Genomic DNA, 15,591 nt, shown 5'->3' with positions numbered 1-15,591 from the left:
GGTTCAGACTCTCTTTTTTCTCTTGGCTTCCATAATCAAGTCGAGCAGCACTTTCTCTATTCTCTTCTTGTTATCAAGATGACGAAATTTAAACTGGCAGGAAATTTGGTAGTAGCTATCCGACTCCTCGTTATCATCTAACGTCACCATGACAACGTTTTTTATAACTAAATCTACGGTCACTTCGCCATATTCAGCGAGGGCCAGAATGGCGTTCTTAAGGATGGCGTTATGGCTGAGGAATTTCAGATTGGGGCTCTTGGTCATCAGAGCACAACCGCCATCCGAAATGTCTTTGATTTCGAATAGATAGTTTTCTCCATTTTTATGTCGACCGTGACAGAAGAATTCGTGCTCGTGGCGCAAACGGAATCGGGGATCGCGCCGACGTTGTACCACCTGGATACATTCCGGCAAGGTAAAAGCGACCTTGCGGCATTTTCCTTCGCCGCCGGCGTAGCTTTTCTTTAGCGTGGAGCAAAACTCGATTTTTCCTGAATCGCTATGCAGAATAAATTTAACTTTATGCCCGGTGGGGATTTTGCTGGTAGTTAAGATATGAAACTCGGCAAAATCCACCCGCGCTAGCTGGGTTATAGTGCTTTTGTTATTAACAAAAACTTCTATCTCCGCCTGCTTTCGGAGCTCTTCCCTGAAAATAGCAATGATTTCATACTTACTGGTCTTTATCGTTCCCTCTGTCATGTGCAATCCTTGTAAATTGTTATTGTGTGTGGTTGATTTTTTATATAGCAATGCAAACATTCTGATTGTGTTAACCAGATGTTTTTATGAGCGTTTGATGTTGTTAGCTATCTTTGCAGCTAAATTGATTTGTATAATCTTTGAATGAGATATTGTTTTTCCTGTAATCAAGACTCCGAAAATTTGGGCGAGACAAAAACGACAGAAGCCTCCAATTAGGAGGCCAGTCGGAAAAGTATAAAGCTATGCTTTGCATAGGGTTATCCGCAAGAGAATAAAGCAGATAACGCCTAATTTGTAGGATGTATAGTGCCAGCGGCGTTAAGGTAATTCCAGGCAAATATTGAGATGAAGGCTTCTGCGAATATCCATCCGCAGAAGCCTGAAATCAGGCGTGGGGCTGGAGATTATCGAGGGTGGCCAGCGCTTCAGGCGGAAGCGTTAATTGCGCGGCGGCGAGATTTTCATGCAGATGCGCTAGCGAAGAGGTGCCCGGAATGAGCAGGATATTCGGCGAGCGCTGAAGCAACCATGCCAGCGCCACCTGCATCGGGGTCGCGTCCAGCGAAGCGGCGACATCGTTAAGCTCCCGGGCCTGTAGCGGCGTAAAGCCGCCGAGCGGGAAAAAGGGCACCCAGGCGATATGCTGCGCCGCCAGCTCGTCGATAAGCGGGTCATCCTGACGGTTCGCCACGTTGTATTGGTTCTGAACGCAGACGATGGGCGTCATTTTTTGCGCATCGCTCACCTGTCTGGCGGTAACGTTGCTCAGCCCGATATGGCGAATCAACCCGCGCTCTTTAAGCTCCAGCAGGGTGGATAAAGGCTCCTCCAGCGACCCTTCTGCCGGGCCGTGAGTGCCGAGCATACTGCGTAGATTCACCACCTCGAGCACGTCAAGGCCCAGATTGCGCAGATTATCTTCCACCGCCTGAGTGAGCTCCGCGGGAGACATCGCGGGGAGCCAGTTGCCTTTTTCATCGCGGCGAGCGCTGACTTTGGTCACGATGCACAGATTGTCGGCATAGGGATGCAGCGCCTGGCGAATGAGCTGATTCGTGACGTGCGGGCCATAAAAATCGGAGGTATCGATATGATTGACGCCCGACTCGACCGCTTCCTGCAGGACGCGGATAGCGGTTTGCGGATCTTTTGGCGGGCCGAAGACGCCGGGCCCCGCAAGCTGCATCGCCCCGTATCCCAGACGATAAACCTGACGATCGCCTAACGTTGCGGTACCGGATAATTTTACGCTGGACATATAAACCCCTGCTCTAATGGTATGCAAGGGATCAGTGTATGTCCGTCAGGGAGATTGGGGGGATGAGAATGTTGGCAGAACGTGCGGCGAGCAAGACACTCGCCGCAGAGAAAGGATCAGCTAAAAAACATCACCGATACGCAGAGCAAACCGACAACCAGGGTAATGAAGTTACCCACCGAGCGGTAGGGCTTCAGCGTCGGAATAAGGTACGTGGAGAGGGTCGGCATGATGAACAGGATCATCGCAATAAGCGGGCCGCTAATGGCGTAAATCATTGAAATGGCATTGGGATTGATAAAGCACACCACGAAGGTCAGCGTCGATACCAGCAGGATCGACATCGCCCGGTTGAACGCGCGGCTTTTACGAATACCCGCCTGGGCGAGCGAAGTTTTGACGATTTCGCTGGCCCCTTCAATCACGCCAAAATAGGTACCGAGGAACGATTTTGACATCGCCACCACCGCTACAATAATTCCGGTGACCGCCAACCACGCCGGCGACCCCGGCATCATCGACAGGGCGGAAAGAATGGTGACCCCCTGATTGCGCGCGGTTTCGATATAGCCCGCCGGTATCGACAGCAGGCAGCTGAAGACGAAAAACAGCACGCTGGCGCAGATGAGGGTGTAGGCCACCTTCATGATTTTTTTGCATTTACCCATGGCCTGCTCGCCGTATTTTTCCTGCTGATCGATAGCAAAAGTCGAGATGATCGGCGTATGGCTAAAGGCGAAAACCATCACGGGAATGGAGATCCAGATTTGGTGGAACGTGTGCGGGGTCAGCTGCATCTGGCTGGTCAGGTAAGCCGGCTGCCAGCTACCCATTAAATAGATGGAGAGGAACAGGAAACAGGCGATCAGCGGGAAGACTAAAAAGCCCATCACCTTGATGGTGACGTGGCGGCCCATTAAAAAGATCAGATTCAGCACCAGCACGACGGCCAGGCTGAGCAGCGCCCGTACCTGCGAGGTGATGGGGACATGCCGGGATAGCTGCTCCGCGAGCGAGTTAGTAATGGCGACCGCGTAGATCAGCACGACCACGAAAAAGGCGAGGAAATAGAGACCGGTAATCAGGCTGCCGATCTTTTTACCGTAGTAGTGGTTAACGGCGCCGGTAATCCCCTCGCCCGGGGCGATGTTGGCGGAGAGAATAAACTGGCTCAGCGCTTTATGCGGCCAGTAGGTCAACGGCCAGGCGACCAGCGCGGTGATGAAAAGAACAATGGCGCCCGCGGATCCCAGTTGGATCGGCAAGAATAACGTGCCAGCGCCTACAGCAGTGCCATATAAGGCGAAACTCCAGAGAGTTTCTTCTTTAGACCAAATTTTAGACATTATGCGACTTTATCAACCAGAAAACGAACAAAAAGGAGTGCAATTTATCACATTTATGAATGGGCTGCGGCGATAGTTTCTGGCTAATAAGTGAAGCGGCGGGGCGCCCGTCAATCAATCGGGCGATCCGTGCAGGATGAGCGGCGGGCGGCGATTCGCTGCTGGCGAACCTTCATCACGCGCTCGCGCAGCGTATCCCACGCCCAGTTGAAGGCCATGGTATAGGGCAGGAAGAACAGCATAAAGCCGATTTCCAGCATAAACGCCTGCATCAGCGAGACGCCCAGCACCAGCGCGACCATGGTGACGCCAATAAGAATAAAGCCTGACTCAAAGCCGATCGCGTGCAGCGCGCGGACCCGCAGGTTGCGGACGACACGGGAAACCGGCCACAGGCGGTCAAACAGGGCGTTATAGATAATGTTCCAGACCATCGCCAGCGTCGCGAGCAGGATACTGAGCCCGCCCATTTCGACCACCGAACGCTGCATTAGCCATGCGGCGGTCGGGGCGAGGATCAGCGTCGCCAGACCTTCAAAGCTGATAGCGTGAATGACCCGTTCCGTCAGCGTTTTGCGCTGGGCGTTGACTTGTTGCATGGCTTGTTGCCTCCGGACTTTATAAGAAATTACCCGGCATTTTATGGATAAATATGATAAACAAAAGATAGTATCCATCGATAAAGTAGATAGTTCATGCGCTATTCTCCCGAAGCTTTAACCGCTTTTGTCGAATCCGTGGCCTGCGGTTCGTTCTCTGGCGCGGCGCGGCGGCTGCGTAAAAGCCAGTCCACCATCAGCACCGCAATCGCCAACCTGGAAGCCGATCTTGGCGTGACGCTGTTCGATCGCACCTCCAGGCAACCGACGCTGACGCCGCAGGGCGAACAGGTGTTGAGCTATGTGAAGGCGATTCTGGCGGCCAGCGACAGGCTGGATGAACTGGCCATTTCGCTGTCTGGCAACACCGAAGCGCGCCTGACCTTTGTGCTCTCCGATACGCTGCATCCCGATGTGCTAGAAGATCTGCTGGCGCAGTTCGATCGCCGTTTTCCGCATACCGAATTTGAGTGCCTGATTGGCGAAGATGACGACGTTATCGACCTGCTGCAAAAGGAGCGGGCGCAGGTAGGGCTGATTGAGGCCAGGGAGAGCTACCCGACAGAAATAGGCAGCATCCGCCTGCCGATGCAAACCGAAATGGCTATTTTCGTGGCGCCCCGGCACCCGCTGGCGGCTCAGGGTAGAGTCACCCGTGACGAGCTGTTCAGCTGGCGCGAACTGCGCCTGAGCACCTATCTGGACAATTCGGCTGAACCGGCGCGCGGCCTGGTCTGGTCAGCGCCAAACTATCTGCTGCTGTTCAGCATGGCGGCTCAGGGGCTGGGATGGTGTATTTTGCCCAGCGCGCTGGTGGAGGAGTTTGCCGGCAGCGGAAGCCTGGTGGCGCTGGATATTGCCGGCTGGCCGCGGACGATCTCTACCGATTTGCTGTGGAATAAAAAAGCGCCGCCGGGCGAAGCCGGAAGCTGGTTGCGTCAGCATCTGCAGGGGCATGGGCGCAAATAGGGGCCATTTTTGCCATCGCCGACGATCTTTGTGATTCCCCTCACTTTTTTTAAACAATTGCGAAATTTTTTGATAACAATTCACTACTATGATGCTGTTTCTTTGCGCAGAGGCGGAGCAGAGGTAGAGGATGAAAGATGTCGTAATCGTCGGCGCGTTGCGAACGCCAATCGGCTGTTTTCAGGGCACGCTATCGCGTCATTCTGCGGTGGAGCTGGGCAGCGTGGTGGTAAAGGCGTTAGTGGAGCGCAGCGGCGTCGATCCGCAGAGTATTGATGAGGTGATCCTCGGCCAGGTTCTGACGGCAGGAACCGGACAGAATCCGGCGCGTCAGTCGGCGATACGCGGCGGGCTGCCTAATACCGTTTCTGCCATTACCATCAACGACGTCTGCGGTTCCGGGCTGAAAGCGCTGCACCTGGCGACTCAGGCGATTCAGTGCGGCGAAGCGGATGTGGTGATCGCCGGAGGGCAGGAGAATATGAGCCGCGCCCCGCATGTGCTGACCGATAGCCGGACCGGCGCGCAGCTGGGCAATAGCCAGCTTATCGACAGCCTGGTCCACGATGGCCTGGGGGATGCGTTTAATGACTACCATATGGGCGTGACGGCGGAGAACCTGGCGCGCGAGTACGGTATTAGCCGTGAATTGCAGGACGCGTGGGCGCTTAGCTCGCAGCACAAAGCGCGGCGGGCGATTGACTCCGGCCGTTTTCGCGATGAAATCGTTCCGGTGACCAGCGAACTCAACGGTATTCCGCGGCTGGTGGATACCGATGAGCAGCCGCGCGTCGACCCCAGCGCTGAAGCGCTGGCCAGCCTGCTGCCGACTTTTGACCAGCAGGGCTCGGTCACCGCGGGCAATGCCTCAAGCATTAACGATGGCGCGGCGGCGGTGATGATGATGAGCGAGACCAAAGCCGAGGCGCTGGGGCTGCCGATTCTGGCGCGGATCCGCGCCTTTGCCAGCGTGGGCGTCGATCCGGCGCTGATGGGCATCGCCCCGGTCCATGCTACCCGCCGCTGCCTTGAGCGCGCGGGCTGGAAGCTGGATGAAGTCGATCTTATCGAAGCCAACGAAGCCTTTGCCGCCCAGGCCATTTCGGTGGGTAGGGTGCTGGAATGGGACGAGCGGCGGGTGAACGTCAACGGCGGCGCCATTGCGCTGGGCCACCCGATCGGCGCTTCCGGCTGCCGGATCCTGGTTTCCCTGGTGCATGAGATGATCAAACGCGACGCCCGCAAAGGGCTGGCCACGCTGTGTATCGGCGGCGGCCAGGGCGTGGCGCTGGCGGTTGAACGTTAATAAGCCCTTTCTGATATCAGTTTAGTGAGCCTCCGCGCGGAGGCTTTTTTGTTTTTGTCGCCTGGCCTTTTTCCCTCACAAAATCCCTCCCTGGCGCGCTATTTTGTTGAGCGTTGTCACGTCTTTCTGTGCCACCTTTTTTGAAACAAATAATTACGATCGCGATCACTAAAACATTATTGCCTAAAAAATAAAATACGGTTTTATAAAAACGAAACGATATTTTAATTATGAGGGGTAATTTATGTTCGCAAGATCTCTGGCCCTTGCTGCACTCTGCGGCATGTCTTTCGCGGCTTCAGCTGTCACGGTAGATTTACGTCACGAATTCATCGATGGGGGGAAGTCGGACAAGAGCAACGCCGACCGCGTTTCCGTCTCCCATCGTTTTGATAACGGCTTTGGCTTCTCCGTTGAAGCGAAGTGGAAATCGGGTGGCGATAACGCCAGTCAGCCTTATTCGGATGTTGTCGGTAATGGTCATGAAGAGACCATTAGCTGGCGCTGGAAGGCGGATAAGAACTTCGCGGTAACGCCGGGATTTGTTATTGAAAGTAACGATAGCCGTTCAATCTATAAGCCTAATCTGCATGTGCAGTACAGTTTCGATAATGGTTTCTACGTTGCCGCCCGCTATCGTTATGAATACACGCGCTATCCGGCGAGTGCAGGAAAAGATGACGATAAGGTTAACCGTGGTGATGCCTGGGCCGGTTTTGTTTTAGGCGACTGGCGTACCGAGCTGAACTATGTTTATGCGCGGAGTTCGGAAGGGGTTAATCGTAACGACAATAAACCGTACTCGCAGGAGTACAACCTTAAGGTTGCCTATAAGCTGGATAAAAACTGGGCGCCGTACGGCGAGCTCGGCAACGTTGGCGTCAACGATCGCAGCGACCGCCAGACCCGTTTCCGCGTAGGTGTCGCCTACTCGTTCTAACTTAAAAAATATCCTCATCGTTTTCCCCCGGAGCGGTCAGCCGGGGTTTTCTGTTGGTATGAATCCCTCTTCCCGGAGGCGGCGCAATGCGCCTCTCCGGGCTACCCCCTATGCACGTCATGTAGCCCGGATAAGCGCAGCGCAATCCGGGGAAAACGGCGGGCACAAAAAAGCCCTCCAAAAGGAGGGCAAGGCCAGTTACAGAAACACTAACTCAAACAGTGGCTAACGCTATGCCTTCAGCATCTCAGGCTGTGACGGCAGCTTCGCGATATACACGGCAGGTTTACCGTCTTTATCGGAACTGAACAAAATGGCGCTATCGTCCGGCGTAAAGGACGGGTGCGGGTGGGTCACCTGGCGACTATTGGCTACCGTTGCCCAGGAGGTATCGTGACGCGCGACGCGGAAATAGGCCTGCTTCGCGACATCGAAAGCGTACAGATACGGGTCGTTATCAATGGTGTAGCCGCTGGTGTCTTTGACGTCCACCGGGGTACCGGAGCCATCGCCAACCAGCATCGTGCCGTCAAAATTACTCATCAGATGCGAACAGGCCGGCATCTGCATCACCGCTTCATTGACGCCGGTATCGGGGTTGAAGCTATAGATAGTTCGCCCCTGCTGGCCCTTCAGATAAGAGACGTACACCAGCGCGGAGCCGTTCGGGACCCAGAATTCGTGGGTGCAGCTTTCGCCCTCAGCATGCGCTTTGACTTTACGCACGTTGCTGCCGTCTTCATTCACCATCCACATCCGCGCATCGACCAGGTCGTGCGGGCCTTCATGGCAGAAGGCGACGGTATTGTCATCGAACGGACGATAGATCGGGTGGCCCAGCCATTTTTTCTCTTCGTGGATCACGCGGCTTTCGCCGGTTTGCAGATCGACGCGCAGCAGGCGGCAGCGGGGGCCTTTGTGGAAGAAATCGTGGAAAATCTGCCAGTCGTTAAGCGGCGTCCAGTCGCTTTTGGCAATCTCGATGCCGACCAGCTTGGTGCAATCGCTGTTGGCCACCCAGGTGCCGTAGCCAACCCAGTCATCGGCGACGCGATACACTTCGCGCTCTTGCAGCGTCGTGAGGTTAACTTCCAGCAGCGTCCGGTCGTTCTTCACGTAATAAAGGGATTTATCATCCGGGGAAAGGAAACCGCCAAACGTGTTATCACCGGCGCCTTCCGTTAGCTGCACCGCCTCGGCTTTTTCGAGGTCCAGCAGATAATAGTTCCAGTTGCCGTCGAACTCGCCGGCGAACAGCAAATGGCTGCCATCGTTAAAAAAACACTTCTGATAGAAATAGTTACGATGACAGGTCACTTCCGGTGGGGTTAAACGGGTGATCTCCGCGCCGGTGTCCGGATCGCGGCTGACTTCATAATTCAGTTTAACCCGCATGCCTTTAGCCATGATGTACTCCTTTGCCTTCCTGAGATGCCGCTCGCCTGCGTTGACCGGCCAGTGGAAGTAGAATTAAAAGATAGGTGTTAATTTATCAAAACATCGTTTCATTATTTGTGATGGCGGACGCAATTCGCAACAACTTCTTGCTGCAGATCGCGTTTTTTGCGCGACGTGCGGCACGCATCCCGGCGGTCTTTGATTTCTTGTCGATTTTCTTCAATCTATGGTCTTTTTTTAAAGTTAACTATAACTGACTGTATTTTAATGAATTAAATCAACATTTCCGGATTAATCCTCCGGCGCTTCGTGATCTGTTTTGCATTTTTAACATTTATCAGTCTTAAAATTGAAACGATGTTTTAATAATAATTGAAAATGACTTTAGCCGGGGCTAAGATGTGCTCACAGTAAAACGGAACTCTGTTTTATTTTTAGAAGGGTCAATCCCTGAGAGTTCTTCAAACCATAAGGGTCTGCACAAGCAGCAGGCTGGACTATCAGAACCTTGCCTGTACCTACACAGGCTCTGAAAGATTAAGGAACCAAGTATGATTCTCGACGCATTCTCCCTGCAGGGCAAAGTGGCCGTGGTCAGCGGCTGTGATACGGGTCTGGGCCAGGGTATGGCGGTGGGCCTGGCGGAAGCCGGCTGCGATATCGTGGGTATCAATATTGTTGAACCGACGGAAACCATTGAGCGCGTCACGGCGCTGGGCCGCCGTTTTCTCAGCCTGACCGCCGATCTGCGCCAGATTGACGGCATTCCACAGCTGCTGGAGCGTGCGGTAGCGGAGTTCGGGCATATCGATATCCTGGTTAACAACGCCGGTCTGATCCGTCGCGAAGACGCGATTGAATTCAGCGAGAAAAACTGGGACGACGTGATGAACCTGAATATTAAGAGCGTATTCTTTATGTCTCAGGCGGCGGCGAAGCACTTTATCGCTCAGGGTACCGGCGGCAAGATTATCAATATCGCCTCGATGCTCTCTTTCCAGGGCGGGATCCGCGTACCGTCCTACACGGCGTCTAAAAGCGCGGTGATGGGCGTGACCCGCCTGCTGGCGAACGAGTGGGCGAAGCACGGCATCAACGTCAACGCGCTGGCGCCGGGCTATATGGCGACCAACAATACCCAGCAGCTGCGCGCCGACGAACAGCGCAGCAGCGAGATCCTCGACCGTATCCCGGCGGGACGCTGGGGTCTGCCGAGCGACCTGATGGGGCCGGTAGTCTTCCTGGCCTCCAGCGCTTCTGACTACATCAATGGCTACACCGTGGCGGTGGATGGCGGCTGGCTGGCGCGCTAACGTTTGCCGCGTTATCAGCGCAAAATGGAACCCTGCTGCGGCAGGGTTTTTTTATGGCTCAATATCAATTGTCCATATGATGAAATTGAAATAGTCCATATGGTTTACTTGTTTCCTGGCAGAGTATCTATGTTTAGCAAGGGCCGATGAAGTTGAAATGCTTATTTTCTGTTCTTTGGAAAGTTGAATGTCCATCACAAAACCATTGCCTGTAGCAACTTAATCCATATCTTTGGCTTGTCACGCCTGACACCTTGCGCCGCCGATCCCGTAGTTTCATCGTATCTCTTACTTCGTCTGGCGGGAAAAAAATGACCTCAATCAGTCACGACTCTACAACCATGCCGCGTACGCAGCGCGATACCCGGCGCATGAATCAGTTTGTCTCGGTTGCCGCCGCGGTGGCAGGATTGCTGTTTGGCCTTGATATCGGCGTAATTGCCGGGGCGCTGCCCTTTATTACCGATCATTTCGTTTTATCCAGCCGCCTGCAGGAGTGGGTGGTGAGCAGCATGATGCTGGGAGCCGCTATCGGCGCGTTATTTAACGGCTGGCTCTCTTTTCGCCTCGGGCGCAAATACAGCCTGATGGTGGGCGCAGTGCTGTTCGTGGCCGGTTCCGTGGGCTCCGCTTTTGCCGGCAGCGTCGAAATGCTGCTGGCGGCGAGGATCGTTCTCGGGGTCGCTGTGGGGATCGCCTCTTATACCGCGCCGCTGTATCTGTCGGAAATGGCGAGCGAAAACGTACGCGGCAAGATGATCAGCATGTATCAGCTGATGGTGACGTTGGGGATCGTGATGGCGTTTCTCTCCGATACCGCGTTCAGCTACAGCGGCAACTGGCGAGCGATGCTTGGCGTACTGGCGCTGCCGGCGCTGGTGCTGATTATTCTGGTGATCTTCCTGCCGAACAGCCCGCGCTGGCTGGCGGAAAAAGGGCGTCACGTAGAAGCGGAAGAGGTGCTGCGGATGCTGCGCGACACGTCCGAAAAAGCCCGCGACGAGCTGAATGAGATCCGTGAAAGCCTCAAGCTGAAGCAGGGCGGCTGGGCGCTGTTTAAGGTCAACCGCAACGTGCGGCGGGCGGTATTCCTTGGCATGCTGCTGCAGGCGATGCAGCAATTTACCGGGATGAATATCATCATGTACTACGCGCCGCGCATCTTCAAAATGGCCGGCTTCACCACTACCGAGCAGCAGATGGTGGCGACCCTGGTGGTCGGGTTAACCTTTATGTTCGCCACCTTTATCGCCGTCTTTACCGTCGATAAGGCCGGGCGTAAACCGGCGCTGAAAATCGGCTTTAGCGTGATGGCCATCGGCACGCTGGTGCTGGGCTACTGCCTGATGCAGTTTGATAACGGCACCGCCTCCAGCGGTCTCTCCTGGCTGTCGGTGGGGATGACCATGATGTGTATCGCCGGCTATGCGATGAGCGCCGCGCCGGTGGTGTGGATCCTGTGTTCGGAAATTCAGCCGCTGAAGTGCCGCGATTTCGGTATCACCTGCTCAACCACCACCAACTGGGTGTCGAACATGATTATCGGCGCGACCTTCCTGACGCTGCTGGACGCTATCGGCGCGGCGGGAACCTTCTGGCTATATACCGCGCTGAACGTCGCCTTTATCGGCGTGACTTTCTGGCTGATCCCGGAAACCAAAAACGTCACCCTTGAGCATATTGAACGCAAGCTGATGTCCGGCGAGAAGCTGCGCAATATCGGCAATTAACTATAAGGACTCGCGCGGCAGCCACGGGCTGGCAACCCGTACCGTCTCCCGGTGGCTGTCGCCGTTAATAATGTGCAGGGCGCTCAGGCGCCCAATATCATAGTGCGGGAGCTGCACCGTTGAGAGCGGCGGAAAAAACAGATCGCCGATCCCCACCATATTGTCGTAACCCACCACCGCCACATCCTGCGGAATGCGCAGCCCTTGCGCCAGTAGCGTCTGATAGACCATAAACGCGATGCGGTCGTTGCCGCAAATCACCGAGTCGAATGGCAGCGTGGGTTGCTGAATATGCGCCAGCACGACAGCGGGAATATCGCGATAGTGCTCATCGCCATAGGCCATATAGCTGTGGTCGAGCGTATCCGGGTCAATCCCCGCTTCCCGGCAGGCGCGTTCCAGCCCCTGACGGCGGCGGACGGTCGCCAGATGATTCGCCGGCAGATGCAGGCACAGCGGACGGCGGTAGCCCGCGGCCAGCAGGGCCTGCACCGCCGTATACTGACCCTGTTCGTCGTCCGGGATATAGCTGGCCACCGGATCGTGCAGGCTTTCGCAGTTGGCCAGCACGCAGGGGAGGGTTAACAGCTTGGCCGGAAGCGGCACCTGGCGCAGGCCCATCGTGGTATAAATAATCCCGTCCGGACGGTGGGAGAGCAGCAGGTCGACAATGGTTTCCGGGCTATCGTCAGAGAACATGTTGACCACGAAGCTGTTCCAGCCGTGCGCCCGCGCGGTCTCTTCGATGGAGAGCGTAATCTCCACCGAGAACGGCGTGGTGACGGTATCCAGCGCCAGCACCCCGATGGTGTTTGGCGTCGCGTGGGCGCCGCGAATTTTCTTCGCCGACAGGTCGGGGACGTAGTTAGTCTCTTCGATAGCCGCCTGGACCCGAGCCAGGGTTTCTGGCTTGAGTCTTTCTGGGCTGTTTAGCGCCCGGGAGACCGTCATCAGCGACACATTCGCCAGCTTTGCCACATCTTTCAGAGATGCCATATTAAGTGCTCCACCCCTGCCGTCGGCAACGGGTTTTACTAAGTTACTGATGTAAAAGGATCATACGATATTCTATCGTACACCCGGTGCCGATGCAGACGAGGAATATTTGATCGCGATCGCACTCTCGTTATGTTAACGTTAACTTTTGTGATTAACATCATGAATCTCAGCAAAACGACATGAGATTCGTTTTTTGTTAACGTTACCATATCAGCATTACTCCTACATGAGAATGTCATGATGAAAGCGCACCCCTCACAAAGCTATCCGTTACTCAGCGCGTTACTGTTTTTCTTTTTCGTGACCTGGTCCTCTTCAGGTTCGCTGCTCTCGATCTGGCTGCACCAGGAAGTGGGCCTTAAACCGGGGGATACCGGGATTATCTTCTCGGTGCTTTCCGTCTCGGCGCTTTTCGCGCAGGTGTGTTATGGCTTTATACAGGACAAACTCGGCCTGCGTAAAAATCTGCTCTGGTACATTACCGTTCTGCTGATCCTCTCCGGCCCGGCCTATATGCTGTTTGGCTATCTGCTCAAAATTAACGTCTTGCTCGGCAGCATCTTCGGCGGGATTTATATCGGACTGACCTTCAACGGCGGTATCGGCGTACTGGAGTCCTACACCGAGCGCGTCGCGCGCCAGAGCCAGTTTGAATTCGGCAAAGCGCGGATGTGGGGCTCGCTGGGCTGGGCGGTGGCGACATTCTTCGCCGGTTTGCTGTTCAATATTAACCCGCATTTAAACTTCGCGGTGGCCAGCTGCTCCGGACTGGTCTTTTTTATACTACTGGCGCGACTGCGGGTCTCTTCCGCGCCGCACGCCATGCAGGAGGCGGTATCGGGCGGTAAAGTGACGCTGGAGGATGCTCTGCGTCTGCTGACCCTGCCGCGCTTTTGGGCGCTGGTGTTCTTCGTCATCGGCACCTGTATCTACGGCGTTTACGATCAGCAGTTCCCGGTCTACTTCTCTTCCCAGTTCCCGACCTTACAGGAAGGCAACGAGATGTACGGCTACCTGAACTCGTTCCAGGTGTTCCTGGAAGCCGCCGGTATGTTCTGCGCGCCGTGGCTGGTTAACCGTATTGGCGCGAAAAACGGTCTGATCTTCGCCGGGATGGTGATGGCGATGCGGATGGTGGCGTCCGGGCTGGTGGAAGGGCCGCTGCTTATCTCCATTACTAAACTGCTGCACGCGGTCGAGCTGCCGGTGCTGCTGGTCTCCATCTTTAAATACAACAGCCTGAACTTCGACAAACGTCTCTCCTCAACGCTGTATCTGGTGGGCTTTGCCTGCACCAGCTCGGTTATCGCGACGGTGCTGTCGCCGCTGGCTGGCTATAGCTATGAGAAATACGGCTTCGCCCAGTCCTATCTGATTATGGGACTGCTGGTGTTCTGCACCACCTTTATCTCCATCTTCTTGTTGCGTTCCAGTAAGTCCTCTTCGGACCCGCTGATGCCGCAAACTTCCGCTATCTGAATCAAAAGAGTAATCAATATGACGTATTCCATTCCCCGGGCCGAGCAAGAACTGCAGGCCAAACATGAAGAGCTGAACCTGCGCTGGTATCCGCGCTATCACCTGGCCGCCCGCGCGGGTTGGATCAACGATCCCAATGGCCTGGTCTGGTTCGACGGCTGGTATCACGCTTTTTACCAGCACCATCCGTATTCCACCCAATGGGGACCGATGCACTGGGGTCACGCGCGCAGTAAGGATCTGGTGCACTGGGAGCATCTGCCGGTAGCGCTGGCCCCGGAAGGCCCGGAGGATAAAGACGGCTGCTTCTCCGGCTCCGCGGTGGTGGATGGCGATACGCTGGCGCTGATTTATACCGGGCATAAATTCCACGGCGATCCCAGTGATGAAGCCAACCTGTATCAGGTGCAGTGTCTGGCGACCAGTCGCGACGGGATTCACTTCGAGCGCCAGGGGATCGTGGTCGACACCCCGCCGGGCATGCACCATTTCCGCGACCCGAAAGTGTGGCGAGAAGGGGACAGCTGGTACATGATCGTCGGCGCTCGCGATGGCGATACCGGCCAGGTGCGGCTGTATCGCTCAGCCGATCTGCGCCAGTGGCAGGACGCGGGCGTGCTTGATGAAGCGGAAAAAGAGATGGGCTATATGTGGGAATGCCCGGATTTCTTCGCCCTCAATGGCAAACATATCCTGATGTTCTCCCCTCAGGGGCTGGCGGCGAAAGGCTATCGCAACCGCAACCTGTTCCAGAGCGGCTATCTGCTCGGTGAGTGGCAGCCGGGGCAGGCGTTTGTACGCGAGGGGGAGTTTGTCGAAATGGATCACGGGCACGATTTCTACGCCCCGCAGAGCTTCCTCACGCCCGATGGTCGCCGCATTGTCATCGGCTGGCTGGATATGTGGGAATCGCCGCTGCCGGAGCAGCAGGACGGCTGGGCGGGCATGCTTTCGCTGCCGCGGGAGCTGAGCCTGAGCGCCGATAACCGTCTGCAGATGCGTCCGGCGAAAGAGGTTGAGAGTATGCGCGGCGCCAGCTTCCCGTGGCCGGTCACGACGCTGAAGAACCAGCAGACCACGACGGTGGAAAACTGCGAGGCGATGGAGGTGATCCTGCACTGGGACTGCGCCAGCAGCAGCGCTGAACAGTATGGCCTGAGCTTCGGCGATGGTCTGCGCGTTTACGTGGATGCGCAGATGCAGCGCCTGGTGCTTGAGCGACACTATCCGCAGTATGGCCTCTGCGGCACCCGCAGCGTCCCGTTGACCGAAGGCGCCGATCTGAAGCTGAGGATATTCTTCGATAGCTCTTCGGTAGAGGTGTTTGTGAATGATGGCGAGGCCTGTCTCAGCAGTCGTATATATCCTGACGCCGCTCGCCGTGAATTAGCGTTATTTTCCTGGAGCGGCTCTGCATATTTAAAAGAAGCAGGAGCCTGGCAGCTGGGATAAGTTTTACTGAATAGTTGTTAATAACCCGTCTTCGACGGTGGACGGGTTATTATTGTCGAGCTTTACCCATAAATAAAAAATACTATTTAACTAA

13 protein-coding genes are annotated in these 15,591 nt (G+C 55.4%); 7 read left to right on the top strand and 6 right to left on the bottom strand.

Annotated features, from left to right (window positions below):
* Positions 1-3: 3 nt before the first annotated feature.
* The 4 genes from KOSB73_RS23565 to KOSB73_RS23550 all read right to left on the bottom strand — a co-directional run bounded on the left by KOSB73_RS23565 (position 4) and on the right by KOSB73_RS23550 (position 3,911).
* Positions 4-705, bottom strand: a complete 702-nt coding sequence (locus KOSB73_RS23565) for a flagellar brake protein (RefSeq protein WP_004135026.1) — start codon at positions 703-705, stop codon at positions 4-6.
* A gap of 388 nt (positions 706-1,093) precedes the next feature.
* The gene (locus tag KOSB73_RS23560; RefSeq protein WP_024358566.1) at positions 1,094-1,966 is read right to left on the bottom strand and encodes an aldo/keto reductase family oxidoreductase; all 873 of its coding nucleotides are present in this window, start codon (positions 1,964-1,966) and stop codon (positions 1,094-1,096) included.
* Between the two features lie 116 nt (positions 1,967-2,082).
* Positions 2,083-3,312, bottom strand: coding sequence for an amino acid permease (locus KOSB73_RS23555; protein WP_024358565.1), 1,230 nt, complete (start codon positions 3,310-3,312; stop codon positions 2,083-2,085).
* Between the two features lie 110 nt (positions 3,313-3,422).
* Entirely contained in the window at positions 3,423-3,911 is a 489-nt protein-coding gene (locus KOSB73_RS23550) for a multidrug/biocide efflux PACE transporter (protein ID WP_049085593.1), read from the bottom strand.
* Positions 3,912-4,007: 96 nt separating this feature from the next.
* On the opposite strand from KOSB73_RS23550, the gene KOSB73_RS23545 reads away from it, so the two are divergent.
* The 3 genes from KOSB73_RS23545 (at position 4,008) to KOSB73_RS23535 (ending at position 7,126) form a co-directional block, all read left to right on the top strand.
* Positions 4,008-4,880, top strand: coding sequence for a LysR family transcriptional regulator (locus KOSB73_RS23545; protein WP_004135031.1), 873 nt, complete (start codon positions 4,008-4,010; stop codon positions 4,878-4,880).
* A 130-nt stretch (positions 4,881-5,010) separates the two neighbouring features.
* The gene (locus tag KOSB73_RS23540) at positions 5,011-6,186 is read left to right on the top strand and encodes an acetyl-CoA C-acetyltransferase (RefSeq protein ID WP_098141081.1); all 1,176 of its coding nucleotides are present in this window, start codon (positions 5,011-5,013) and stop codon (positions 6,184-6,186) included.
* Positions 6,187-6,430: 244 nt separating this feature from the next.
* Entirely contained in the window at positions 6,431-7,126 is a 696-nt protein-coding gene (locus tag KOSB73_RS23535; RefSeq protein ID WP_024358563.1) for an oligogalacturonate-specific porin KdgM family protein, read from the top strand.
* 231 nt (positions 7,127-7,357) lie between these two features.
* Here the strand turns inward: KOSB73_RS23535 and KOSB73_RS23530 are convergent, their stop codons facing one another.
* Positions 7,358-8,533 (bottom strand): oligogalacturonate lyase family protein, encoded by a 1,176-nt coding sequence (locus KOSB73_RS23530; protein ID WP_049088221.1) that lies wholly within the window; start codon positions 8,531-8,533, stop codon positions 7,358-7,360.
* A 542-nt stretch (positions 8,534-9,075) separates the two neighbouring features.
* Between KOSB73_RS23530 and kduD the strand changes: the two genes are divergently transcribed.
* Both kduD and araE read left to right on the top strand, forming a co-directional pair.
* Complete coding sequence (gene kduD / locus KOSB73_RS23525) at positions 9,076-9,837, top strand: 2-dehydro-3-deoxy-D-gluconate 5-dehydrogenase KduD (RefSeq protein WP_004124661.1); 762 nt, start codon at positions 9,076-9,078, stop codon at positions 9,835-9,837.
* Between the two features lie 311 nt (positions 9,838-10,148).
* Positions 10,149-11,567: an arabinose-proton symporter AraE gene (gene araE, locus KOSB73_RS23520; RefSeq protein ID WP_004132105.1), complete on the top strand. Its 1,419-nt coding sequence runs from the start codon at positions 10,149-10,151 to the stop codon at positions 11,565-11,567.
* On the opposite strand, the gene KOSB73_RS23515 is transcribed toward araE, so the two are convergent.
* Complete coding sequence (locus KOSB73_RS23515; protein ID WP_004132104.1) at positions 11,568-12,563, bottom strand: LacI family DNA-binding transcriptional regulator; 996 nt, start codon at positions 12,561-12,563, stop codon at positions 11,568-11,570.
* A gap of 240 nt (positions 12,564-12,803) precedes the next feature.
* Here KOSB73_RS23515 and KOSB73_RS23505 point away from each other — a divergent pair, with 240 nt between their 5' ends.
* Positions 12,804-14,045 carry an MFS transporter gene (locus tag KOSB73_RS23505; protein WP_004124655.1) on the top strand — a complete coding sequence of 414 codons (1,242 nt, stop codon included), beginning with the start codon at positions 12,804-12,806 and terminating at the stop codon, positions 14,043-14,045.
* 18 nt (positions 14,046-14,063) lie between these two features.
* On the top strand, positions 14,064-15,497 hold the full coding sequence (locus tag KOSB73_RS23500) for a glycoside hydrolase family 32 protein (protein ID WP_165775028.1): 1,434 nt from the start codon (positions 14,064-14,066) through the stop codon (positions 15,495-15,497).
* Positions 15,498-15,591: the final 94 nt, after the last annotated feature.

Source organism: Klebsiella grimontii (assembly GCF_900200035.1).
GTDB classification, from domain to species: domain Bacteria; phylum Pseudomonadota; class Gammaproteobacteria; order Enterobacterales; family Enterobacteriaceae; genus Klebsiella; species Klebsiella grimontii.
The sequence above is the reverse complement of the archived record's forward strand: the minus strand, read 5'-3'. Positions and strand labels throughout refer to the sequence as shown.

Bases quoted from the DNA above. Each gene is read 5' to 3' on its own strand.
- KOSB73_RS23565 (WP_004135026.1), bottom strand. From the start codon at position 705: ATGACAGAGGGAACGATAAAGACCAGTAAGTATGAAATCATTGCTATT.
- KOSB73_RS23560 (WP_024358566.1), bottom strand. From the start codon at position 1,966: ATGTCCAGCGTAAAATTATCCGGTACCGCAACGTTAGGCGATCGTCAG.
- KOSB73_RS23555 (WP_024358565.1), bottom strand. From the start codon at position 3,312: ATGTCTAAAATTTGGTCTAAAGAAGAAACTCTCTGGAGTTTCGCCTTA.
- KOSB73_RS23550 (WP_049085593.1), bottom strand. From the start codon at position 3,911: ATGCAACAAGTCAACGCCCAGCGCAAAACGCTGACGGAACGGGTCATT.
- KOSB73_RS23545 (WP_004135031.1), top strand. From the start codon at position 4,008: ATGCGCTATTCTCCCGAAGCTTTAACCGCTTTTGTCGAATCCGTGGCC.
- KOSB73_RS23540 (WP_098141081.1), top strand. From the start codon at position 5,011: ATGAAAGATGTCGTAATCGTCGGCGCGTTGCGAACGCCAATCGGCTGT.
- KOSB73_RS23535 (WP_024358563.1), top strand. From the start codon at position 6,431: ATGTTCGCAAGATCTCTGGCCCTTGCTGCACTCTGCGGCATGTCTTTC.
- KOSB73_RS23530 (WP_049088221.1), bottom strand. From the start codon at position 8,533: ATGGCTAAAGGCATGCGGGTTAAACTGAATTATGAAGTCAGCCGCGAT.
- kduD (WP_004124661.1), top strand. From the start codon at position 9,076: ATGATTCTCGACGCATTCTCCCTGCAGGGCAAAGTGGCCGTGGTCAGC.
- araE (WP_004132105.1), top strand. From the start codon at position 10,149: ATGACCTCAATCAGTCACGACTCTACAACCATGCCGCGTACGCAGCGC.
- KOSB73_RS23515 (WP_004132104.1), bottom strand. From the start codon at position 12,563: ATGGCATCTCTGAAAGATGTGGCAAAGCTGGCGAATGTGTCGCTGATG.
- KOSB73_RS23505 (WP_004124655.1), top strand. From the start codon at position 12,804: ATGATGAAAGCGCACCCCTCACAAAGCTATCCGTTACTCAGCGCGTTA.
- KOSB73_RS23500 (WP_165775028.1), top strand. From the start codon at position 14,064: ATGACGTATTCCATTCCCCGGGCCGAGCAAGAACTGCAGGCCAAACAT.